The organism is uncultured Aquitalea sp. (assembly GCF_945957525.1).
Lineage (GTDB): Bacteria > Pseudomonadota > Gammaproteobacteria > Burkholderiales > Chromobacteriaceae > Aquitalea.
The window spans coordinates 36727-57890 of the sequence record NZ_CAMFLA010000011.1; the positions used below are offsets into that span (position 1 = coordinate 36727).

The following is a 21164-nucleotide window of genomic DNA, read 5'->3' on the forward strand; positions in this document are numbered from 1 at the left end:
GTTATTTCCTCAGCAACAGGACGGCCAGCACCAGCCCGCCACCGATCAGCAGCCACGGCATGGCCTTGGTGACGGTGCTTTTCTTGACGTCGCCAGCGGTGAATGTCTCGCCATCGTTGCCTTGCAGCGCGAGTTGGCGTTGTGCGATGTCGTGCGGGTAGTTGTATTCGGCATCGATGACGGACTTTGCCGCATAGCCCACGGTGTTTTGTAAAACCGTGTTCCAGCCATCGAACCACGAACCGCCACCGCCGCCACCGCCGCCGCTGTCCATCAAGCCTTCCGTCGCGCCCATAAAGGTTTCCGGGTCCATACGTTCCCCCTTACAGGTTGCCGATGGCGTCTACCGCTTCGACATAAACGTACATCTGGCCGGAGTTGCTCAGATCGAGCAGCAGTTGCAGGTTGCGCACGCTGTTGCCTCGCGTATCCAGCATGTTCGACTGGTTGCCATCCAGCACCCAATCAATGGTGTGCATGGATGCCTGGGGCACGCGCTTGTATTCCTGCTGTCGGAAACGGTTCAAGGCGTCGCTGCTTTCATGCACGACGAGGCCATTGACCTTGACGGTGGAGTTCTTCACCAGATTGGTGCCGCCCGGGCCGATTACGTGGATGCGCTTGTACAGCGTGCCAGTATCGCCCTTGGGCAGACTGTCGATGTTGAACAGGCCGGACGTTGCCGCCGACACCGGGTACTGGATCAGCTTGTGTACGATGTATTCAACGCCGCGATCCGCAGAACCGGCTTGCGGGTCATCCAGCTCTGCCCACGCGTCCAGCGTCGGTGCGGTCGCGCCGGCAATCTTGATTTCGAGCGTGAACGAACTGATGCGCGTGGTATCCAGTGCGCCCAGCATTTCGCCGTTAATGGTGCGAGCGCGGATTTCGGAAAAGTCGATGGTCAGAAAACCCGGATCGTCGTAAATGCCCTTGAACTTGTTGATCAAGTCCAAATCCGAGCCGCTGGCCTGAATGATGACTTTGCCCTGCACTTTCACCTTGATGTCAGCAATGTGCGACTTCTGGAACGTGGTGCCGCCCAACGCCATGATGATGCGCTTGTAAGTCGGCCCGGTTTGCAGACTGACAGTGGCGACGCCGTTCGCGGTCACATTGGAGAACGGGTTGCACTTTTGAACGTACTTGGTCATGTTGCGCCCTTAACGGTTACTGGCCGATAACGACTTTGCGCACCGGACCAACGCGCCACACCAACGCCATGATGATGGCAACCGGAATGGCCATTGCGGTGATTTGCTTAACATTCGGCATTTTTTCCCCTCCCTGTCGGGGTTGTTTAACGAAAGAGCCCTCAGGCTATCCGCGCCCCTTCCCCGCCTCAATCCCCCCTTTCCCGTAACGGTTACGGGAAAATGGGCGAAAAAAAACCGGCGCACGGCCGGTTTCTGTTGCGCACCGGATACACTAGCCAGCCGTCAACACGGCGTCGCGCATGTCTTTCTGTATGAATTCGTACCCTTTCAACGCCACCACCCTATCCACGCTGATATCCAGAAACTGCGCCAGCGCCTGCCGGTCAGCCTGATAGTTGAGACGGTGCGTCCTGACGTGGGTCGCATTGCCCAAAAAGTGTTTGTCGATGCTGGCCGGCCGCTGGCTGGTGCCGTACACGGTCAACTTACGGTGCCGCCCTTGGGTGCTGATCTGCCGCCATGGCCCCGGTGCCCATGACGGGCTTGTGACGTCCGACAGTTCTTCGGCAATGAATGTGACATTGCCCGCTGCAAAGATGATCTTGCACAGCGTTTCGAACTTGGCGCGCAACACCTTCTCGTCCATCGTTTTGGGCCGATATGCCAGCTTCACCCGCTTGCCGGAGCGCAAACCGCCCAGCACGTCGGCAAGGCTGGTTGTCGGCTTCGCAAAGTCGCCGTATTCCTCCCGCGCATCCCAAATGATCAACCGTTGCGGCTTGGCCTTGCGGATCTGGCTTTTGACATAGTGCGACTTCCCGCAACCGGACGCGCCCATGACGGCCTCGATATGGGCGGTGTTGTCACATCCCTTAGCCGACATTCACCGCACTCCAGCCCGGCAGGTCGCTCTCCTGCTTCGGCGCTTCCTGCATGTCAGCGGCCGGCGCCGGCTCTTTCTTGGGCTTTTCCGCAGCCCGCGCCGCGATGTCCGCTTTGATGCCCGCATAGACGCCAAAACCAAAGGTGGAGCACGTCACCAGCGCAGCCAGTTCCGCGCCGTACTGACTGAGCCAGCCGCCAGCCGCCACGCCGTACTTGTCCAGCACCGCGCCAACGCTCTCTGCCACCGCCTGGCACTTTTCAGGCGGTGCCGTGTTTTCCAGCGACGGGAAATAGTGCTTACCCATCGACACCGCCATTTCCAGCCCCATCGCTACACATTGGGCATTGCCCATGCTGGCCGGTGCCGGCGCTTCGCCCGGCTGGTATTCCTGCGCGACCGGCTCATGCTGCGCGACAAGCGCATCCAGTTCCGGGTTTTTGAGTTCGTCGGACACCACTTCCGCGCCTTGATCTTCTTTTGCCATTACTTCTTTCCTTTCCGTTTCTGACGTTTCGCCGCGGCAACGCCGCTCACCCTGCCCGGTGCCGGACGGACGCACACAGGGCTTACTCCTGCCAAGTGGAAAGCCGGCTGCACGCAACCGGCGCTTGCCATCAGCTGCCACATGCTGACCTTGCTCAAGTCACGCAGCTTCATGCGACCCCCGTCAGGTTTTCCCAGAAACCGCCCTTTGCCGGCTCCGGCTTGTTGTCGTCAACGGCTTGCACCACCGCTCGGCGAATGCGCGACAACATTCCTTCGGCTTGCTCCGGCCTGCGCGTGAAAAGCTGGGCCTTGCAGCCATGGCGGCAGAACATCAGCGGCCGGCCGTTCTTATCTTCGTTGACATCGGCTTGACTGCCGCAGCACGGGCAATCCATGTGCCCGATCAAATCCCCCTTAGCCATGAGCGCGCCCTTTCGATGCTTGCGCCAAGCCCTCCAGCGCCGTTTCGAATTCGGTCAATTTCTTTGCCATCGCCTCCAGCGCGCCCGCTGTCGCCTTGGCGAACGCGGTCGCTCGCGGCTGGGCGTTCATCATGTTGGCCAGCGCCAGCGCGTCGGCCGCATCCTGCAATTGCTTCAGAGCGGTTTCCATCACGGTTCCTTATCCCGGCTAAGCCGGCGTTTTTCCATCCGCGCAATGCTGCGCGGCTTCTATGCAGCCCCCAATCAACCCCACGTTGATAGGCTGCATCCTCTTCTGCCTGCTGCATGGCCCCGGTTTCGTATTCCCGTAACGGGCGAGGCTCAAGCGGCAGGTAATGCTCCGGCTCCGTCAGCGGCGCTCCGCCGTTGACGGCCATCAGTTCGCGCCAGCCTTCGGGCAATTCCACGTCGTAAAGCTGGCGGTTTTCGGTATCCGTACAGTTATTGACACGAGTCCAAGGCGACGCGGCTTCGCCGCATCGCTGCAAAACCCACTCATGCACACGCGTTGTAACGAACTGGCCCGACGCATCTTCGATGACGCCGACCAGCTTTCCCTTAACGATTTCCCCGTAACGGTTACGAGTTTCTTCGTCAGACTCTTCGCGCACGATTTTCAGCGGCATGTCTTTGCGCGGATTGAACGGCCCACCCATCAGGCGAACAAACGTATTCCAGTGCCCGGCGTCTGCCGCTTCGACGGCTTCATCCAGTACGGACTTTGGGCCGGGCGGCAGGCCACGGACTTCGCGCCACAGCACATAGGCCAATTGCTCTTGCATGGCCTCTTCGCCGGTCAACTGCGCCCGGCGCAACTCGCGCCAAACCGTGACAGGCGGCCCGCCGATCTGCTGGAACTGGCGAATGCCCCACGTTGAGGCCCAGGCGTCAACACGCTGCGCACCTTCGGCCGCTTCCATCGGGCTATCCGCCTCGAATTCCGCGCCAATGCCGTTACCATCTGCGCCCATGCCGTCGATGTTTTTGGAGATGTACTTGGCGATGTAACCAACCGCACTTCCCTTGCTCCAGTCGATAGCCTTGGCGGTAAAGCGGTGTTCCTTCGCGCCGCGTTCGTTGCCATCCTCCGCCAGCGCATAGCGCGCCATGATTTCGCGCACTTGTGCGACTGCCGCCGCTTCCATGAAAAACAGCATGTGCCAATGAACTGTGCCGTCGTGATGCGGCTCCGCCACGCGAAAACCGTAGATTTTCAGGCCGCTACGGCTGAGGGCAGCACGTATGCGCGCCCAGACTTTGCACAGGTATTTCTGCGCCTCTTGGGCATAGGTTCGTTGCCACTTGGCGTTTTGGTGCCCCTCTTCGTGAAAGGCATGAAACTTTGATGGCGTGGTGAGCGTGTAGAACTCGGCGGCATGCCCCATGCCGATGGCGATCAACTCAAAGCCAGCAATGCGCGTCATCAGTTCAGCGCGGCGGATAGCCTTGTTGCTGGTCGACACTTCGGCCAGTTCCTCAAGGGTGAATGCCTGGCCCATCTCGTTGATTGCCTGCATGGATGCAAGCAAGGCCCGGTTTCTGGCGTTCTGTGCCAGTCGTGCAGAAACGGTTTCATGCGAGCAGAACAGCCCGCGCACCCGGTTTACGTGGCCTAGGTCGATGTGAAGTTTTTCGACTGTCTGGCGCTGGCGGGTGCGGAATTGCTTGCGCCACCATCTGGCATCGATCACCCGCGCCCACTTCGCGGCCAGCGTCTTGCCCTGTGGCATGGAAACGCCCTTGTCGCGGCAAAGGTCAGCCAACGGTAGCAATTGGCAGAACCCCACCGCCGCCGCTGCTTCCACCTTGCGGCGGGTTTCTTCGGCTTCCTGCGCCGCGTCGTTTGCCTTCGCAACTAGGTCCGCGTCGCAATCGTTGAAATCGACATGCGGGCAAATGTCATGCAGCACACGAGAAACCCAGACGTCCGCCTTGACTGCCGCTCCCGGCCGCTTTGCGTCAGCGCGACGGCGGTATTCCCGCACGATGGCCTTGTTGAATCGCTCCGGCAGTTGCGCCCATTCGATAGGCTCCCGCACCCAATCGGCCACCGGCCAGCGGAAACCGGCCTCTGTACGCGGTACGGCCAGCATCATGCAGCCTTGCGCACCTTGCTATGCCCGTTGCGGAGCTTTGCGGAGGCGATGTTGTGACTGAAAAGCAGGCCCTCGAACTGGTGCCAGAGTTGGCCGCATTGCGTAATCATCAGCGGCGACACCTCCAGCTTTGCCGCCAGCATCGTGGCGTTCACCTGCTTTTCCAATTCCATGATCATGCGGAGCGCTGTTTGAACTTGCGCCATGGCGTCGAGCTGAGAGGGGGAGAGGGTTTGCGCTTGCAGGGTAGAGACCGATTGCAAGGCGTCACGATGGAATGGCTGTTGCTGGGTTTTGGCCGGCTTCATGGCGTCCGCCTTTTCGAGAATCCCGGCAATTGCTGCCATCGCTTCGAAATGACATTCGCGTATTTCTTGATTTTCCATGCTGACCACGCCGAATTCCACCGTAACGGTAACGGTTTGTAAGTTTCAGGAACGCGGCCCAGCGCATGATGTCTGCATGATCAGTTGGGTGTCAGTCATTTCACCGGACCGCTGGAGCCAATGGTATAGCGGTTTTCCGACGTACTTCGACACCCCCTGAGGATTTCCTTTTTTACTCTGCCCAGCTATAAAGAGGGCATCAACCTATAGGGATTTTTGAATATGTTGACCTCCATCGAATGGCTTTCCGTTCTGAAATCAAAGATTTGCGCGCAATCCGATTACGCTGTTTCGAAAATCCTTGGTGTTTCCACTGGAACAGTGTCTAGTTACCGCACTCGGAAAACTTTCCTAGACCAAAACATCTGTAATTTGGTGGCTGAGCTGATAGAAATTGATGCGAAGTACCTGTATATCTCGACACACTACGAGCGTTCGCACTCCAAGGAGGAAAAGGAGGTATGGCTGCGCCTTTGGGAGGATGTCGGCGGCGCGCAACTTGAGGAAAACATTAGAAAAAATCTGGACGTGAAATGGCTTCAGCCTGCCGTAAGATTCGTCAGGACATATGCATAGCAGACTATATATTATGCGTCTTTATGTTTTATGTCATGCAAGTGGTCTTCCGCACAGGCGGCCCGCATACAAGGCTCAGATCACATCCGGGTCTATGAACATGGGGCTGCCATCGCTGAAACGCGACAATCTGAACTCGTGAGGATCGACAGTCGGGCCGGTTTGCATCAGCAAGTCGGCCGCCAACTCTCCCGCGCCGGGGCCAATGCCAAAGCCGTGGCCGCTGAATCCTGTTGCCACCACCAGGCCTGGCAAGGCACTTACCGCTGAAATAACCGGCACCAGATCCGGGGTGAGATCGATACGCCCGGCCCAGGCAGCCGCCAGTTGAACGTCGGCCAACTCCGGGCGGCCCAGCTTGAAGCGGCGCATAGCCTCGTCGATCTGACGCATGTCCGGCTGCGGGTTATAGATGCGCTCGCGTTCAAAAACCGTTTCACCTTGAGTTGGCGGCATGGCCTGCCAGCGACGCTGCTGCACATAGCTTGCCGGCAAGGCATTCAGATGCATGTGGCGCCAGTTTTTCGCCAACAACGGGAAAAACTGCCTGAAGAAACGAAAACTGTCCGGGCCGATGTCGTGTTGCTCACCCTCCAGCAGCGTGAGCGTAAAGCCGCCATCCTCCCGGTAGCGCAGGCAAAAATCGCTGGCGCAGAACGTCCCCGGAATAATCGCCGGTGCTGGCGTGGTGCGCGCCACGGTGGCGCGCACATTCAACTGAGGCAGGCTGATTCCGTGCTGCCGCAGGAACAGGCTGCTCCAAGCCCCGCCTGCCAGTAATACCCGTGACGATCGCACCTGCCCTTTTTCAGTTTCCACTCCCACTACACGCCCGTCTTCCACCAGCAATCGCCTTACAGCTGTCTGTTGATGCAAGGAAGTCCCGGCCCGGCATGCCGCCTGAGCCAGCGCAGGAACGGCAATGCCAGGCTCCGCCCTGGCGTCTGTTGGCGTCTGCAATCCGCCAATCCATGGTGCGCCGCTGGATGGCAAGGCAGCCTCTGCCTGCGCGCCGTTAAGCTCCAGCACGTCAATGCCGGCAGCCCTGCCGCGCTTGGCCCAACGCTGCCATCGAGCCAATTCGGCGGGCTCGCGCGTCAAGCTGATCAGGCCGGTGCGACGAAAGCCCAGATCCGTATCCAGCTCGGCTTGCCATTGTTCCCAGATGGCCAGGCTGCGTACGATCAAAGGCAGTTCGCGCCGGTCTCTCCCCTGCTGCCGTACCCAACCCCAATTGCGACTGGATTGTTCCGCCGCCACCAAGCCCTTCTCCAACAACACTACTCGCAAGCCGCGCTTGGTCAGATGCAGCGCAGCCGACACCCCGGCCACGCCTGCTCCAATGATGATGGCGTCGGCCATGGCTGGGAGGCTCGCACTATTGTCTATCCAGCTGAAAGGCTGGCGGAGAATGTCTGCGTAGGCGTTTTGAGTCATGTCTTGCTTTCTGCCATGCGCTGCTGGCAATGGCGCGGCATTTGCCGATTGACAGCGCTAAGTGGCTTGCGTATAAACCGTACCGTACGGTTTAATTATGGGCGGATTATTGTCTCTACCGTATCACTTGCCTAAGTGTGAACCAACTGCTCAGCAGATATCGCACAGTGTTTCGCCCCCGTCAGGGGGCATTTTTTTGTCCGCGCTTGCGCTCGGCGATCCAGTTCGAGAACGCTGCCGCCGACATGGGTTTGCCGAAGAGATAGCCCTGCCCTTCGCCGCACCCCAGTTCTGACAGCAGCCGGCACTGCTCTTCGGTTTCCACGCCCTCGGCAATAGCTGACAAGCCAAGACTTTCCGCCATATGGATGATGGCGGCGACAATGGCGTGATCATCCGCATCCACGCTGATGTCGCGCACGAAACTCTGGTCGATCTTGAGTTTGCCGACTTTGAACTGTCGAAGCAGGCTTAGTGAGGAATAACCCGTTCCGAAATCGTCAATGGACACGCGCACGCCGTGCGCATGCAACGCATTCAAGGCTTCGATGGCTTGTTGCGGGTCACTCATCGCCGCCCCCTCGGTCAACTCCAGTTCAAGAGCGGAAGCAGGCAAATCTTCTTCCGCAAGGATGCGCACCACGCGATCTGGCAAATCCGCCTGTCGCAGCTGCACCGCGGACAGGTTTACCGCCATGACCAGTTCAATACCCTGCCTGCGCCAGCGGATGGCTTGCCGCACCGCTTCGCGCAGGACCCACTCGCCTATCGGCAGGATCAGCCCGCTCTCTTCGGCGGCCGGAATGAATTCGGCAGGGGATACTGCGCCCAGGTCGGGGTGATGCCATCGCAGCAAGGCTTCAACGCCTATCAATGCGCCGTCCGCAATACGAATCTGCGGCTGGAAATGCAGCGCCATCTGTTGCTGCTCCAGCGCACCGCGCAAGGCGTTGAGCAAGACCAGGCGGCGTTCAGCCTGATGCTGAATGGCGGCGGTGAAAAACTGGTAGCAGTCGCGGCCGGCGCGCTTGGCCTGGTACATGGCGGCGTCTGCGCGGCGGGTCAAGGTATCCAGATCACGGCCATCCTTGGGGTATAGTGCAATGCCCATGGAGCCAGACAAACTGAGATTGTATGCCTCCACCTGATAGGGCTGGCCGATCAGGCGCAACAACTCGCCAGCGGCAGTAGCGGCTGACTCTGCGTTGGCATCCGGCAGCAACAAGGTGAATTCGTCGCCGCCCAACCGCCCGAGCAGGCTGCCGGCCGGTGCGGCCGCCTTCAATCGCTCGGCCAATTGCACCAACAAGGCATCGCCAACACGGTGCCCAAGCGAGTCGTTGATATCCTTGAAATGATCTATATCCAGAAAAATAAAGGCAGGTTGCCGACCAGCCGCACCGGCTTCGTCTAGCGCCTTGGCGGCCTGTTCGGCCAACATGGTACGGTTGGGCAGCCCGGTCAGTACATCATAGTGCGCCAGGTACTGAATGCGTTTCTCATTCTGTTTGCGCAATGTGATGTCGCGCGTGATGGCCAGCGTCATGCTGATCTGGCCATTTTCACCGCGCATTGGCGCTGCATGGGTTTCCAGCCAGCGGCGCGACCCGCGCAGACCGGTGACTTCAAACTCCAGCGTGCCGCTTTTGCCGGTCATCACTTGCTGATTGAGATCAATGAAGGCCTGGTGGTACGCCGGATCGATAAAAGCCAATAACCCACGCGTTTGAATCTGCTCCAAGGAGTCCGCCTCCAGCATGGCCATGCCCGCGGCGTTCATCTCCAGCAGCGCGCCTTCGGCGCTAACCACCTTGATACATTCCGGCTCGGTTTCGATGATGGTGCGCAGACGCTGCTCGCTTCGCTGTAGCGCCAGTGCAGCGCCTTGCGCTTCGCGTTGACGCTGGAAACTATCCAGCGCGTAGTTCAGATCCATCGCCATTTCTTCGATCAGCTTGCGTGCCGGCTCGTCGAACGCGTTGCATTCGCTGCTGTAAAGCGTCAGCGTGCCTATGCTGCGGCCATCCCTTTTCAATGCCAGCGCAGCGGAAGAACCCCAGCCGTATTGCGCGCCGCGTTCATGCCAGGGCGCAGTGAGCGGGTCGTGGAGAAAATCCTGGCACCAGACGGGGTGCCCTTCAATAAAAGCCCGTCCGGTAGGGCCATGGCTGAGCGGACTGCCCTCCTCCGTAAGCAATCGCAGGCTGCCGACGTAGTCGGTCCCCTCACCGTATGCGCACAGCGGCTCGATAACGCCGCCAAGCTCATCGCACATGCCCACCCACGCCATTTTCATGCCGCCATATCTGACTGCGGCTTCGCAAACTCGCTGGAACAGTTCCAGTTCGCTCTTGCTGTGCACGATGGCCTGATTGGACTGCGACAAGGCGGTATACAGGGCAGTGAGGCGATGGTTGGCGCGGTCGGCTTCATGACGCTGTCTATCCAGCTGGGCAAGCTTGCGCCGGGTTTCCACCACCCAGCTCAACACGCTGTTGCGATTGGCTGGGCCGCCTCCTTCTGCATCATCTTCGGCAGAGAACTCGCCGCGCCCCAGTTTCTCGATAGCGCCATGCAGTTGCGACACCGTGCCGCCCAGCACCTCGCGGACATTCCGCCGCAAGCCCCACAGCAAGGGCATCTGCAGCAGACCAAATGCGATGAAGAGATAGCGCATGCGCAAGGCGTAGGCTTCCGCATCGCTGACTGCCTTGCCGGTACGCGCCTCCACCTGCCGTTCGGTGGCGGCGATCGGCGCCATGATGGCGGCCTTGGCATGGTGGTAAGCGCGATCGTGCAGGATGGTGATGGCCTGCCGGCGACGGCTTTCCATATCGCCCTGCCCGTTTTCCATTAGCGATATGGCCTGCCTCTCAGTACGGGTCAGCGCATCGGAGTGCGCTTTGGCCTGAGACAGCAAATTCATTTCTTCCTCGGTGAAACCGGCGTCCCGCATGCGTTGCAGCAAGGGCTTGCCAGGCTGCGCCGGCTCGGGCCGGCGATCGTCTTCCAACACCAGGTCCCAATACACGTTCTGGTAATCCACCGGCCTGTTTGCCCGACCGTCGCGGATGGCGAGGATTTCTTCATAGTGACGCTTGTAACCTGCATCACTGGTTGCGACATAGGTTCTCACCATGCGGGTGAGATCTTCGGAAGACTGGCGCAATTCATGCGTCAGCATCAGGGAAAGATGGCGATTGTCGTTGGCGTGATCAATCGCTTTCTCAGCATGGACATACAGGGCAAAGCTGACCACAAAGGCGAGAAAAGCCAGCAGAATGAGCCAGTAATACCCGGTCAGCACCAGCAGTTTTCGTTTGACGGTCAGCATTGCTCAGACTTTGTTTATGGTGTTGCGGGACTGTTTATCAAATTGGCATAATATTTAGGATTATGGATCAAACCCTGCCGTTACGGTAGCGACATGCTCATGTCCGGCGTTGCCGATACCACGTATTGTCAACAGGCCAATCACCGGTTCATGCCACTGAGCACTGTTGAGCTGGCACAAGAGCTTGCCCGCGCAGTTTCTTCGATGCCTCGCACTCTGATAGTAAAGTACGGGTTTAGTGTCGCCGCACTGAAGGTTCGGCGCGGGAAAGGCGCGGCCATCCTCGCTCGAATTTGGCAAATGAGAATAAGTGTTATTACTTATTGGAAGTTGGCCAGCATGGCCTACAGTGAATAAGGGACCCTCCCCGATGCTCTTGTTGGCCCAGCGCACCTCCCCCTCAGCGCTGGGCTTTTTCTTTTGTTCTCTTGCCGCACCCGCCAAGAGGCGCAAACAAAAAGGGGAAGGCATCGCCCTCCCCTTTGTTTGCCGGCCACATCAACACAATCAGCGCGTATACCAGCCCACCGGCCCGGGTTGCAGATTGATGCTGACCTGCTTCACCTGTTGATATTCCAGCAAGCCGTTGACGCCCAGATCGCGGCCGTAACCGCTCATCTTGTAGCCACCCCATGGCGCTTCGTTGAATGTGGGGTTGTAACAGTTGATCCAGGTGACGCCGGCGCGCAGCTCCTTCATCACGCGCAGCGCGCGGGCGCCGTCGTTGGTGAACACCCCGCCAGCCAAACCGTAAGGCGTGTCATTGGCCATGCGGATGGCCTCTTCCTCGGTACGGAAGGTTTGCACCGCCACCACCGGGCCGAATACCTCCTCGCTGGTGATCGCCATGTCGCTGGTGCAGTTGTCGAAAATGGTAGGACGGATGAAGTAGCCCTTGGCGCAATTGCCTTCGGTATAACGCTCGCCGCCGCACACCAGTCGCGCGCCCTGCTGCTTGGCCAATTCGATATGGCCGAGAATCTTGTCCAGCTGGCCAGCCGAGACGATGGGGCCGATATCCGGATCGTCCAGTCCCTTTCCGATGGTCATGGCGTTGGCCCTTTCGGCCAACCTGGCGACAAAACGGTCCTTCAGGGATTCCTCAATCAGGATGCGCGAACCGGCGGAGCACACCTGACCCTGATTGAAGAACACGCCGATCATGGCCCACTCCACCGCGCCTTCGAAGTCGGCGTCGGCAAAGATGATGTTGGGTGACTTGCCGCCCAGCTCCAGCCCTACCCGCTTGAGATTACCCACGGCGGCGCTGGCGATGATCTGGCCGGTGCGCGTGCTGCCGGTGAAGGTGATCATGTCCACGTCGTGGCTGTCGGCCAGCGTTTGTCCAGCATCCGGCCCGGTGCCCAGCACCAGGTTGGCCGTGCCGGCGGGCAAGCCGATTTCATGGAAAATCTCGAACAGCGCCACAGACGACAAGGGCGTCAGCTCGCTGGGTTTGAACACCACGCAGTTGCCTGCCGCCAGCGCCGGGGCCAGCTTCCAGGTAGCCATCAGCATGGGATAGTTCCACGGGGTAATCAGGCCGCAGACGCCAACGGGTTCGTGCATGCTGTAGGCGTGCATGGGGCCGAAGCCGTCCGGCACTTCATAAACACCGCCCTGCGGCTTGCCGATCAGGCCGGCGTAATAGCGGAAGCAGGCTGCCGCGTCTTCGATATCGGCCCGCGCCTCGCGCAGCGGCTTGCCATTGTCCAGACAGTCCAGCAAGGCCAGCTCTTCCACCCGCGCCTTGATGGCATCGGCAATGCGATACAGCATGTCGGCCCGATTGGGGCCGCTCATGCGCCGCCAGTCGCCCTTGTCGTAAAAAGCGGCCTTGGCGGCGGCGATGGCCTGACGGGTGTCTTCCGCCGAGCTGTCTGTCACCTTGCCGATGACTTCGCCGTTGGCGGGATTGATCACGTCGCGGGTCTTGCCGCTGTGCGCGGCTTGCCACTGACCGTTGATGTAGTTCTTCTTGATCTCCATTCCTCTATCTCCGTGCAGTGTGTTCAGGCTTTGGCGATGTAGATCTTGCGCAGGGTCTGGCTGATCGACCAAGTGGTGGCGGTGCCGGCCTTGAGAAAGCCCACCACGCCCGGTGCCAGCGTCAGCGAAGGCGTGCCGTCGTCAAAGGCCACCGTGCCGGCGCCAGCCAGCACCACAAAACACTCATCCACCTCGACATCGGTGGTCACCGAGGGCGACATTTCCCACACGCCGATCGCCACGTCACCCAGCGCGGCCAACTCCGCCACGCCGACGCGAGCCGGGCCCTGGATGGTTTTCTCTGCGGGCACCGGTTGGTAATCCAGCTCGGCGGTGGTGGCGAGGACGGCATAATTGTTCAGCAGGTTCTCAGTACTCATCTTTGTGTTCCGTGAAGCGTGTTGTTGTTCTGTCAGGAATCGAAACCCAAGCCCAGCGCATCCATGGCGCGGAGGTAAAGATTGCGGCGACCCTGATTGTGATCGGCCTGATCCAGGCTCCAGCGCATGGACTGCACTGCGGCATAGGTCAGCGGCTCCGGCGGGAACGGCAGCGGCTTTTCCCGTACCATGCGCAGCCGGGTGCGCACCGTATCCAGCCCTTCCACCTTGTCCAGCAGCACATTGGCGGCAAAGCGGGTCGCGCCCACGCCAAGGCCGGTAAAGCCGGCGGCGGATGCCACCTTGCCGCCCATGGCGTCGGTGAAGAAGGCGCAGAAGCGCGAGGAGGTGTCGATGACGCCGGCCCAGCGATGGCTGAAGCGCAGGCCTTCCAGTTGCGGGAAGGTGGTGAAAAAGTGGCTGGCCAGCGTTTCGAAACTGGCCTGTCGCTCTTCGTACTCCGGCTTGATCTTGCCGCCCAGGTGATAGATGGCGTCGTAGCCGCCAAACAGGATGCGATTGTCGCGCGTCAGGCGATAGTAGTGAAACTGGTTGCCCACGTCGGCCAGGCCCTGCCGGTTGCGCCAGCCGATGGCTTCCATCTGCGCCGCGCTCAAAGGCTCGGTCATCAGCACGTAGTCGTACACCGGGATGGTATGCCAGCGGTAACGCTTGAGCAGCGCCGGAAAGGCGTTGGTGGCCAGGATCACCCTTTCGGCCAACACCTCGCCGCCGGCGCAGCGCACACGAACCTTGCCGTTGGCGCGGGCTATGCCGCTGGCCGGGCTGTTTTCAAAGATGCGCACGCCCAGTTGTCGTGCCACGCGGGCCAGGCCCGCCACCAACTTGCCCGGATGCACCATGGCCGTGCCGTGCTTATCCCAGTTGCCGGCCAGAAAAGTGGGGGAATTCACTTCTTTGCGCACCTCGTTCTGGCCAAGGTAGCCTTCGCCGGCGAGGCCGGCGGTTTGATAGGGCTCCACCGCTACCACCAGCACGCCGGTGCGTTCAAAATCGCAGTCGATACCGTAGCGCGTCAGCGTGGCTTCGATTTCATTGAGGTTTTCCAGGCCCAACTGCTCCAGCAGTTCAAACTCTTCGGCCCAACGGCGCATGCCGTTCTCTTCGCCATGCGTGAGGCTGGCTTCGCAGAAACCACCATTGCGGCCCGAGGCCGCCTGCCCGACGCGGCCCGCTTCCAGCAGCACCACATCGCGCTCGGGCTGGCGCTCCTTGGCCATCACCGCCGACCACAAACCCAGAAAGCCGCCGCCGACAATCGCCAGCCCGGCCGTTTCGCGCCCGGCTATCGGCGGGTGCTCAGGCCCCCGGTCGACGTCGTCGAGCCAGAAGGGCATGGCTTTACTGCCGGCCAGGGATTGACGGATAAGGGCGGCGCTGGGCGCCTGGCGTTCGAATATGGTCTGAGCCATAAGATGTGTGCGGCTTTCGGGTGGTTGGAAAAAGGCTGATCGCCATCGGGCGACAATTTCGCGTGAGCATGACTTGCCAATCGCGCAAGTTAAATTCAATATTTCCAATCTTCACATTTGAAAATACTCACGCAATGAACAAGCCGGCCACATTGGGACAGGTTAGCGATTTCGACATTCGTCTGCTGCGGATTTTCAAAACCGTGGCCGAGTGCGGCAGCTTCTCCGCCGCCGAGAGCGTGCTGGGCATCAGCCGCTCCGCCATCAGCCTGCATATGGGCGACCTGGAAAAGCGGCTGGGCGTGTGCCTATGCCGGCGCGGACGCGCTGGCTTCGCCCTCACCGACGAGGGGCGAGAAGTGCTGCGTGCCGCCAAAATCCTACTGTCGGCCATGGAGGAATTTCGTGACGAGGTAAATCAGTTGCACCGGCAACTGCGCGGCGATCTGAATATCGGCATCATCAATAATCTGGTGACCCAGTCGCACATGCACATCACCCGCGCGCTGAAGTCGCTCAGCGCTCGCGGGCCGGGCGTGTGCATCAACATCGCCATGATGGTACCCAGCGAAATCGAACTGGGCGTGCTGGACGGCACGCTGCAAGTGGGCGTGATACCGGAAACCCACCCCCTGCCCGGGCTCGATTACCTGCGACTGTACGAAGAGCAATCCTCGCTCTACTGCAGCAACGAACATGCCTTTTTTACGCAGGACGAAGCGGCGCTGACCGATGAGGCCATCGCCGCCGCCAGCGCCATCTTCCCCAACTACCGCATTACCGACGAGGCACATCGCTGGTTGAACCAACTGCACTGCACGGCTCGCGCCTCGGACCGCGAAGGCATCGCCTTTCTCATTCTTACCGGGCACTACATCGGTTTTCTGCCCGACCACTACGCCGCCAGCTGGGTGGCTCGCGGCCTGATGCGCCCCATCCGTCCGCAAAGCTACCGCTACAGCACGCCGCTGAGCGTGGTGGTGCGCAAGGGCCGGCGTACCAATATGGTGCTGGACTGTTTTCTGGCGGAGCTGAACGTGGCGGAAAACGCGCCCGCCTCACCGTAAGGGGTTAGCCGAAGGGCGTCGCCTACCCCTGCCGCGCGATTCTGTCGCCCCGTCGCTCGTCCTAGCATGCTTGCAAGACTTAACTTTTGGCCGCGACGCCACCCTTTGCAAGGAAAACGCCATGACGCTCTACGCCCGCCGCAGCACGGCCGACTATCAGGCCATCGACGCCGCCCATCACATCAACGCTTTTCTCGACCAGGCCGCGTTGAACCGTGAAAAACCCATCGTGATGGTGAAAGGTAAGGGGCTGGAATTGTGGGACAGCGAGGGCAAGCGCTATCTGGACGGCATGTCCGGCCTGTGGTGCACCAATGTCGGCTATGGCCGTCAGGAGCTGGTGGATGCGGCCACGCGCCAGTTGCAGGAACTGAGCTACTACAACCTGTTCTTCCATACCACCCACAAGGCGGTGCTGGAATTGTCCGACCAGCTGTTCGAGCTGCTGCCGGATCATTTCAGCCACGTGATTTACACCAACTCCGGCTCTGAAGCCAACGAGGCGCTGATCCGCACCGTGCGCCGTTACTGGGATGTGGCCGGCAAGCCGCAGAAAAAAACCTTCATCGCCCGCATCAACGGCTACCACGGCTCCTCGGTGGGCAGCGCCTCGCTGGGCGGTTTCAAATTCATGCACGAGATGGGCGACCTGCCCATCCCCGGCGTGGTCCATATCGGCGAGCCCTACTGGTACGCCAATGGCGGCGCGCTGAGCCCGGCCGAGTTTGGCCGCGAATGCGCACTGGAGCTGGAGCGCAAGATTCTGGAACTGGGCGCCGACAAGGTGGCCGCCTTCGTCGCCGAGCCTTTTCAGGGCGCCGGGGGCATGATCTTCCCGCCGGAAAGCTACTGGCCTGAAATTCAGCGCATTTGCCGCCAATACGATGTACTGCTGTGCGCCGATGAGGTGATTGGCGGTTTTGGCCGTACCGGGGAGTGGTTTGCCCATCAGCATTTCGACTTCCAGCCGGACACCCTTTCCATCGCCAAGGGCCTGACTTCCGGCTACGTCCCGATGGGCGGGCTGGTGCTGTCGCGCCGCATCGGCGAAACGCTGGTGGAGCAAGGCGGCGTGTTCGCCCACGGCATGACCTACTCCGGCCATCCGGTGGCCGCCGCCGTGGCCTTGGCCAATATCCGCCTGATGCAGACTGAGGGCATGCTGGAGCGCGTCAAGAACGACACCGGCCCTTATCTGCAGCGTTGCCTGCGCGAAGCCTTCGACCGCCACCCGCTGGTGGGCGAAGTGCAAGGCGCGGGCCTAGTGGCGGCCATCCAGTTCACCGCCGACAAAACCAGCCGCCGTCTGCTGGACGACGAAGACGCTGTCGCCTGGCGTTGCCGTACCCACGGCTTTGACGAAGGCATCATCATCCGCTCCACCCGGGGGCGCATGATCATGGCGCCGGCGCTCACCATTACGCATGCCGAGATCGACGAACTGGTGCAAAAGACGCTGAAGGCCGTGAACAAAACCGCTGCCGAACTGGGCTGAGCGTGGCCCTGCAGCCACCCAAGGACAAAGCGCCGGGGCGATATGCGTCCCGGCGCTTTGTTTACCGCGTTTCCCTCACCAAGAACCGCCAACCCAAATCAGTATCGCGGCAGAGGCCAGGCGCTGCCCGGGGTACGGCGCAGCGGAGCAAAGCAGGCGCAAACGCTTGGCTTGCCAGTGCAAAAGGTTGGCCGAAGACCGCCATCACAAACTGCTGAGCACCTCATCCAGCGCATCCAGCAACAAGTGAACATGTTCTGACTGGAAAACCAGTTGCGGCCGCACCTTGAGGATGTGTCCCTCCCTGCCGGTGGCGCTGATCAGCACCCGCCGCTCGCGCAATCCGTTCACGACGCGGGCAGTTTCCACCCAGGCGGGCGTTTTCAGCCGGCGATCCGTCACCATCTCCACGCCCAGGAAAAAACCTGCGCCGCGCACATCGCCAATCAGCGCATGCTTCTCAGACAGACGTTCAAAGCCCGCCTTGAGCAGCGCACCGGTAGCGTGGGCATTGGTTTGCAGGTTTTCGTCGCGAATGACGTCCAGCACCGCCATGCCGGCGGCGCACGATACCGGATTGCCGCCAAACGTATTGAAGTAACGCACCTTGCGGCTGAATGCCTCGAGGATGTCGCGCCGGGCTACCAGGCCAGCCACCGGATGGCCGTTGCCCATCGGCTTGCCCATGGTGACGATGTCCGGCGCTGCACCATGCCGCTGGAAGCCCCAGAAATGGCTGCCGGTGCGGGCAAAACCCGCCTGCACCTCATCCGCAATGAACAAACCGCCCGCCGCGCGAACCATTTCCGCCGCGCGAGCAAGACAGCCCGCCGGTTCGGCATACACCCCGTCGCTGGTAAACAGCGTATCCACCAGCAAAGCCGCCGGCTGCATGCCGTGACGTTTGAGGTCGGCGATGGCGGCTTCCACATCGCGCAGGAAGCGCGGCCCCGCCTGCTCGCCTTCGCGATAGCTGTCCGGCGGCGGTACGGTGCGCACATGCGCCCCCAGCGGCACCCCCTCGCCAAAAGCGGGCGAACACTCGGCCACGCTGGCGGTAACGCCGTGGTAGGCGTGGCGACTGACAATGAGGCCGCGCCCGCCGCTGACGTTCCACGCCAGTCGCAACGCCAGATCGTTGGCTTCGCTGCCCGTGCAGGTAAACACCGCCTGCCTGTCGTCCAGCCCCAGCGTGCCCAGCAAGCGCTCGGCGTAATCCACCACGATGTCGTTCAGATAGCGCGTGTGCGTATTGAGGGTGGAAGCTTGCCGGGCAATGGCCTCCACCACGCGCGGATGGCTGTGTCCGACCGAGGCCACGTTGTTGTACACATCCAGATAGGCTTCCCCATCCGGGCCGTACAGCCAGACGCCCTCGGCGCGTGCTACATGCACAGGCCGTTCGTAAAACAGCCGGTAGGCCGCGCCCAGCGACAGCTGCCGCCGCCGCACCAGCGCCTGCTCCCGTGCCGGCAATGCCGCTGCCGATGCGGGATCGAAGGCATTCACCATGCGCTGGTCCTTATTGCTCATGCTTGTCCTTTCATGCCGCAGATGCGACGCAGATAGGTGGTGGCTTCCTCGCGCCCCAGCGCGCTGAGCCGGGCGAAGCCATCGCGGCTGATGCCGTTGTTGCGCAGGATGTAGACGCGGTTTTCCGGATGTCGGGCAGCCCGCCAGTCGGTAATGGTGACCGTCATGTAAAGACGGGTGAGGATGAGGTCGTACAGCAGGTCCACCTCCGCCTCCTGCAAGGCATTGAGCTCGTGATAGGCGGCGATCAGGTCGGCGGCGGTATCCAGCGGGTTGACGCTGGCCGACAGCTGATAGGAACAAGCCACCGCCAGCTCATCCACCAGGGGCGCGTGCACCATGTCGCCAAAATCGATCAGACCTGCCGTACCGGTTTCATCCTCGGCGTTCACCAATACATTGTAGGGATTGAGGTCGTTGTGGATCACCTGCCGCCGCAAACCGGCCAGGCGGGGTTTGACCTCATCTTCAAAATGATCGAGCCAGCACCGCAGCTGCGGCTCCTGCCCTTCGGCCAACCCCCGCAGTCGTTCGCAGTGCTGGATGTCCCACAGCAGATAATGATGCGCGGCCGGATGCCGGAAGCCCGACAAGGCACGGTCCAGTCGCGCCAGCGTACGGCCCAAGTCGCGGCGCTGGGCAGGGGTGCGCGCCACTTGGTGCAAGGGCTTGCCATCCAGATAACTCAGCACTCGCAACACCCGCTCGCCGCCCTCCGGCATGCGTACCGCCGCCCATGGCGCGTCGTCCTTGCGAGGCAGCACATGGGGGATGGGCAGCCCCGGGTCTTGCGCCTGCGCATGCAGCAGCGCCCGGGTCTGAAAGTCCGTCACTTCGCGCGGCTCGGCCGGATGCGTCAGCTTCACCACGTACTGCTTGCCATCCAGACCTTGCAGATGAAAGTTTTCGTCACGCTCACTATTGAGCCGGCTCAGCGCGCCGCCCAAGCCATAGTGCTCGACCAGTAAGGCCGACACCACCTCGTACGGCGTGGCGTCCGCCACGGTGGAAAACAGCTTACCGGCTTGTTCAGACATGCTGCCCCCCGTTGATATGGATTTCCGCGCCGTTGATATAGGACGAAGCGTCGGTACAGAGAAAATGAATGGTGCGCGCCACTTCTTCCGGCGTGCCCAGCCGTCGCAGCGGCACATCGCGCTCTACAATCTGCGCCGTGCCGGGCGACAGGATGGAAGTATCGATTTCGCCCGGAGCGATGGCGTTGGCGCGAATCCCGTGCGGGCCCAGCTCATGCGCCAGCTCGCGCGTCAAGGCGGCCAGCCCGGCCTTGGAGGCGGCATAGGCCACGCCGGCAAACGGGTGCACCCGCGAACCGGCAATAGAGGTCACATTGACGATGGAACCCTGCCCTTTCTTGAGTTCGGCAAACAAGCCCCGCGCCAACAGGGCGGTGGAGATCAGATTGACATTCAATACCCGCGTCCAGGTGTCGGCATCGCTTGCCAACACGCCAAGACGCGCGCCCTCCGGTCCCTTGGGTGAAATCCCGGCATTGTTTACCAGGGCGTGCAGCTCGCCGTTCGGCAAACGTGAACGTACCTCGGCAATCAGCGCATCCAAGGTGGAAAGGTCGGCCAGGTCCGCCTGCACATGACTTTCTTTGGCGGAGGGCCACAGGCAGAACTCGGAAAAGGGCTGGCGTGACACGGTAAGCATGCGCCAGCCCTGCTCCTGAAACAGCTTGACGGTAGCGTGACCAATGCCGCGGCTTGCACCGGTGAGCAACATAAAGCGGGTGGACTGCGACATGACGGCTCCTTAAGAGTGGCTGGCAAAATGCCTGATGCGGCGTTGCGCCGACTGGTCGTACTCAAGTACTGCCTGCATCGGCACGCTTGGCCTCAGCCGTGAAACCGATTTTGTCAGCCGCTCCAAATCCGCCACAAACCCTTGCGCGTCCCTGTCCTGCTGCGGTTGCCGGCTGCATCTGCCTGTCTGGACTCAGGGTGTCTGCGAGGTATTGTTAGCGGTTTGCATTGCGTGACGGGGCGAGATGAGCAAAACCCGGGCCGACTGCGCCGTACCAGGCAACAAGACATCAAGCGCATGTCGTCGACAACTCGGTACAAACAAGCGGTAGCACCCAGCCGCCAAAACTCTGGCCGCCGACAAGCCTTGCTCACCCAAATTATGATGCATCATATACAATGCATCTTGAGCATTGCAAACACGCATCGACTGCTTGTATCGTTCCGACCACAAACCACCGGATTGATCACAGGCTGCTCGCAAACGCGGCTCATGCCCGAAAACGGCGTAGACCAAGCACCCGCCCAGTCTTGCCCGCAAGATTCAAGCGCGGCCAACAAAGCCCTGATGCTGCATGCGTCTCCTGGACATACCCGGGTACGGCCTGTGCCGGCGCACCTTGCCTCGGCTGTGAAACTGATATTTGTCAGCCGCTGCAAACCCTTGTTTCTCACGCCGTGCGCAAACGCCAGGCTT

The 21164-nt window shown here is 60.8% G+C and carries 17 protein-coding genes; 3 read left to right on the forward strand and 14 right to left on the reverse strand.

The window, feature by feature from the left end; all coding sequences use genetic code 11:
* Window position 1: 1 nt before the first annotated feature.
* The 6 genes from Q0P52_RS11920 to Q0P52_RS11945 all read right to left on the reverse strand — a co-directional run bounded on the left by Q0P52_RS11920 (window position 2) and on the right by Q0P52_RS11945 (window position 5454).
* Window positions 2-313, reverse strand: a complete 312-nt coding sequence (locus Q0P52_RS11920; RefSeq protein WP_293762602.1) for a hypothetical protein — start codon at window positions 311-313, stop codon at window positions 2-4.
* Window positions 314-323: 10 nt separating this feature from the next.
* Window positions 324-1154, reverse strand: a complete 831-nt coding sequence (locus tag Q0P52_RS11925; protein WP_293762603.1) for a major capsid protein P2 — start codon at window positions 1152-1154, stop codon at window positions 324-326.
* A 274-nt stretch (window positions 1155-1428) separates the two neighbouring features.
* Complete coding sequence (locus Q0P52_RS11930) at window positions 1429-2040, reverse strand: hypothetical protein (protein WP_293762605.1); 612 nt, start codon at window positions 2038-2040, stop codon at window positions 1429-1431.
* The gene (locus Q0P52_RS11935) at window positions 2030-2527 is read right to left on the reverse strand and encodes a hypothetical protein (protein ID WP_293762607.1); all 498 of its coding nucleotides are present in this window, start codon (window positions 2525-2527) and stop codon (window positions 2030-2032) included. Before Q0P52_RS11935 ends, Q0P52_RS11930 begins: the two co-directional genes overlap by 11 nt.
* 405 nt (window positions 2528-2932) lie before the next feature.
* On the reverse strand, window positions 2933-5068 hold the full coding sequence (locus Q0P52_RS11940) for a replication endonuclease (RefSeq protein ID WP_293762609.1): 2136 nt from the start codon (window positions 5066-5068) through the stop codon (window positions 2933-2935).
* Window positions 5065-5454 carry a hypothetical protein gene (locus Q0P52_RS11945; RefSeq protein ID WP_293762612.1) on the reverse strand — a complete coding sequence of 130 codons (390 nt, stop codon included), beginning with the start codon at window positions 5452-5454 and terminating at the stop codon, window positions 5065-5067. Before Q0P52_RS11945 ends, Q0P52_RS11940 begins: the two co-directional genes overlap by 4 nt.
* A 222-nt stretch (window positions 5455-5676) precedes the next feature.
* On the opposite strand from Q0P52_RS11945, the gene Q0P52_RS11950 reads away from it, so the two are divergent.
* On the forward strand, window positions 5677-6030 hold the full coding sequence (locus tag Q0P52_RS11950) for a hypothetical protein (protein ID WP_293762614.1): 354 nt from the start codon (window positions 5677-5679) through the stop codon (window positions 6028-6030).
* Between the two features lie 75 nt (window positions 6031-6105).
* Here Q0P52_RS11950 and Q0P52_RS11955 read toward each other — a convergent pair whose 3' ends face one another.
* The 5 genes from Q0P52_RS11955 to Q0P52_RS11975 form a co-directional block, all read right to left on the reverse strand.
* Window positions 6106-7467 carry an FAD-binding oxidoreductase gene (locus Q0P52_RS11955; RefSeq protein WP_293762616.1) on the reverse strand — a complete coding sequence of 454 codons (1362 nt, stop codon included), beginning with the start codon at window positions 7465-7467 and terminating at the stop codon, window positions 6106-6108.
* A 181-nt stretch (window positions 7468-7648) separates the two neighbouring features.
* Window positions 7649-10801, reverse strand: a complete 3153-nt coding sequence (locus Q0P52_RS11960) for an EAL domain-containing protein (RefSeq protein WP_293762618.1) — start codon at window positions 10799-10801, stop codon at window positions 7649-7651.
* 507 nt (window positions 10802-11308) lie between these two features.
* Window positions 11309-12790 (reverse strand): aldehyde dehydrogenase family protein, encoded by a 1482-nt coding sequence (locus tag Q0P52_RS11965; protein WP_293762620.1) that lies wholly within the window; start codon window positions 12788-12790, stop codon window positions 11309-11311.
* Between the two features lie 23 nt (window positions 12791-12813).
* Entirely contained in the window at window positions 12814-13170 is a 357-nt protein-coding gene (locus Q0P52_RS11970) for a cupin domain-containing protein (protein ID WP_293762622.1), read from the reverse strand.
* 32 nt (window positions 13171-13202) lie between these two features.
* Window positions 13203-14603: an FAD-dependent oxidoreductase gene (locus Q0P52_RS11975; RefSeq protein WP_293762624.1), complete on the reverse strand. Its 1401-nt coding sequence runs from the start codon at window positions 14601-14603 to the stop codon at window positions 13203-13205.
* A 134-nt stretch (window positions 14604-14737) separates the two neighbouring features.
* Between Q0P52_RS11975 and Q0P52_RS11980 the strand changes: the two genes are divergently transcribed.
* Together Q0P52_RS11980 and Q0P52_RS11985 are read left to right on the forward strand one after the other, a co-directional pair.
* Entirely contained in the window at window positions 14738-15670 is a 933-nt protein-coding gene (locus Q0P52_RS11980; RefSeq protein WP_293762626.1) for a LysR family transcriptional regulator, read from the forward strand.
* Window positions 15671-15791: 121 nt separating this feature from the next.
* A complete protein-coding gene (locus Q0P52_RS11985) occupies window positions 15792-17165 on the forward strand; it encodes an aspartate aminotransferase family protein (RefSeq protein ID WP_293762628.1) in 1374 nt (457 codons plus the stop codon).
* Between the two features lie 204 nt (window positions 17166-17369).
* Here the strand turns inward: Q0P52_RS11985 and Q0P52_RS11990 are convergent, their stop codons facing one another.
* From Q0P52_RS11990 to Q0P52_RS12000, 3 genes are read right to left on the reverse strand one after another with little or no spacing between them, the layout of a single operon-like run.
* Window positions 17370-18698 carry an aminotransferase class III-fold pyridoxal phosphate-dependent enzyme gene (locus Q0P52_RS11990; protein ID WP_293762630.1) on the reverse strand — a complete coding sequence of 443 codons (1329 nt, stop codon included), beginning with the start codon at window positions 18696-18698 and terminating at the stop codon, window positions 17370-17372.
* On the reverse strand, window positions 18695-19735 hold the full coding sequence (locus Q0P52_RS11995; protein ID WP_293762632.1) for a phosphotransferase: 1041 nt from the start codon (window positions 19733-19735) through the stop codon (window positions 18695-18697). Before Q0P52_RS11995 ends, Q0P52_RS11990 begins: the two co-directional genes overlap by 4 nt.
* Window positions 19728-20468, reverse strand: a complete 741-nt coding sequence (locus Q0P52_RS12000) for an SDR family oxidoreductase (protein ID WP_293762634.1) — start codon at window positions 20466-20468, stop codon at window positions 19728-19730. The genes Q0P52_RS11995 and Q0P52_RS12000 overlap by 8 nt, the downstream gene beginning before the upstream one ends.
* Window positions 20469-21164: the final 696 nt, after the last annotated feature.

Coding starts and splice junctions, on each gene's coding strand:
- Q0P52_RS11920 (WP_293762602.1), bottom strand. CDS start 313: ATGGACCCGGAAACCTTTATGGGCGCGACGGAAGGCTTGATGGACAGC.
- Q0P52_RS11925 (WP_293762603.1), bottom strand. CDS start 1,154: ATGACCAAGTACGTTCAAAAGTGCAACCCGTTCTCCAATGTGACCGCG.
- Q0P52_RS11930 (WP_293762605.1), bottom strand. CDS start 2,040: ATGTCGGCTAAGGGATGTGACAACACCGCCCATATCGAGGCCGTCATG.
- Q0P52_RS11935 (WP_293762607.1), bottom strand. CDS start 2,527: ATGGCAAAAGAAGATCAAGGCGCGGAAGTGGTGTCCGACGAACTCAAA.
- Q0P52_RS11940 (WP_293762609.1), bottom strand. CDS start 5,068: ATGATGCTGGCCGTACCGCGTACAGAGGCCGGTTTCCGCTGGCCGGTG.
- Q0P52_RS11945 (WP_293762612.1), bottom strand. CDS start 5,454: ATGGAAAATCAAGAAATACGCGAATGTCATTTCGAAGCGATGGCAGCA.
- Q0P52_RS11950 (WP_293762614.1), top strand. CDS start 5,677: ATGTTGACCTCCATCGAATGGCTTTCCGTTCTGAAATCAAAGATTTGC.
- Q0P52_RS11955 (WP_293762616.1), bottom strand. CDS start 7,467: ATGACTCAAAACGCCTACGCAGACATTCTCCGCCAGCCTTTCAGCTGG.
- Q0P52_RS11960 (WP_293762618.1), bottom strand. CDS start 10,801: ATGCTGACCGTCAAACGAAAACTGCTGGTGCTGACCGGGTATTACTGG.
- Q0P52_RS11965 (WP_293762620.1), bottom strand. CDS start 12,790: ATGGAGATCAAGAAGAACTACATCAACGGTCAGTGGCAAGCCGCGCAC.
- Q0P52_RS11970 (WP_293762622.1), bottom strand. CDS start 13,170: ATGAGTACTGAGAACCTGCTGAACAATTATGCCGTCCTCGCCACCACC.
- Q0P52_RS11975 (WP_293762624.1), bottom strand. CDS start 14,603: ATGGCTCAGACCATATTCGAACGCCAGGCGCCCAGCGCCGCCCTTATC.
- Q0P52_RS11980 (WP_293762626.1), top strand. CDS start 14,738: ATGAACAAGCCGGCCACATTGGGACAGGTTAGCGATTTCGACATTCGT.
- Q0P52_RS11985 (WP_293762628.1), top strand. CDS start 15,792: ATGACGCTCTACGCCCGCCGCAGCACGGCCGACTATCAGGCCATCGAC.
- Q0P52_RS11990 (WP_293762630.1), bottom strand. CDS start 18,698: ATGAGCAATAAGGACCAGCGCATGGTGAATGCCTTCGATCCCGCATCG.
- Q0P52_RS11995 (WP_293762632.1), bottom strand. CDS start 19,735: ATGTCTGAACAAGCCGGTAAGCTGTTTTCCACCGTGGCGGACGCCACG.
- Q0P52_RS12000 (WP_293762634.1), bottom strand. CDS start 20,468: ATGTCGCAGTCCACCCGCTTTATGTTGCTCACCGGTGCAAGCCGCGGC.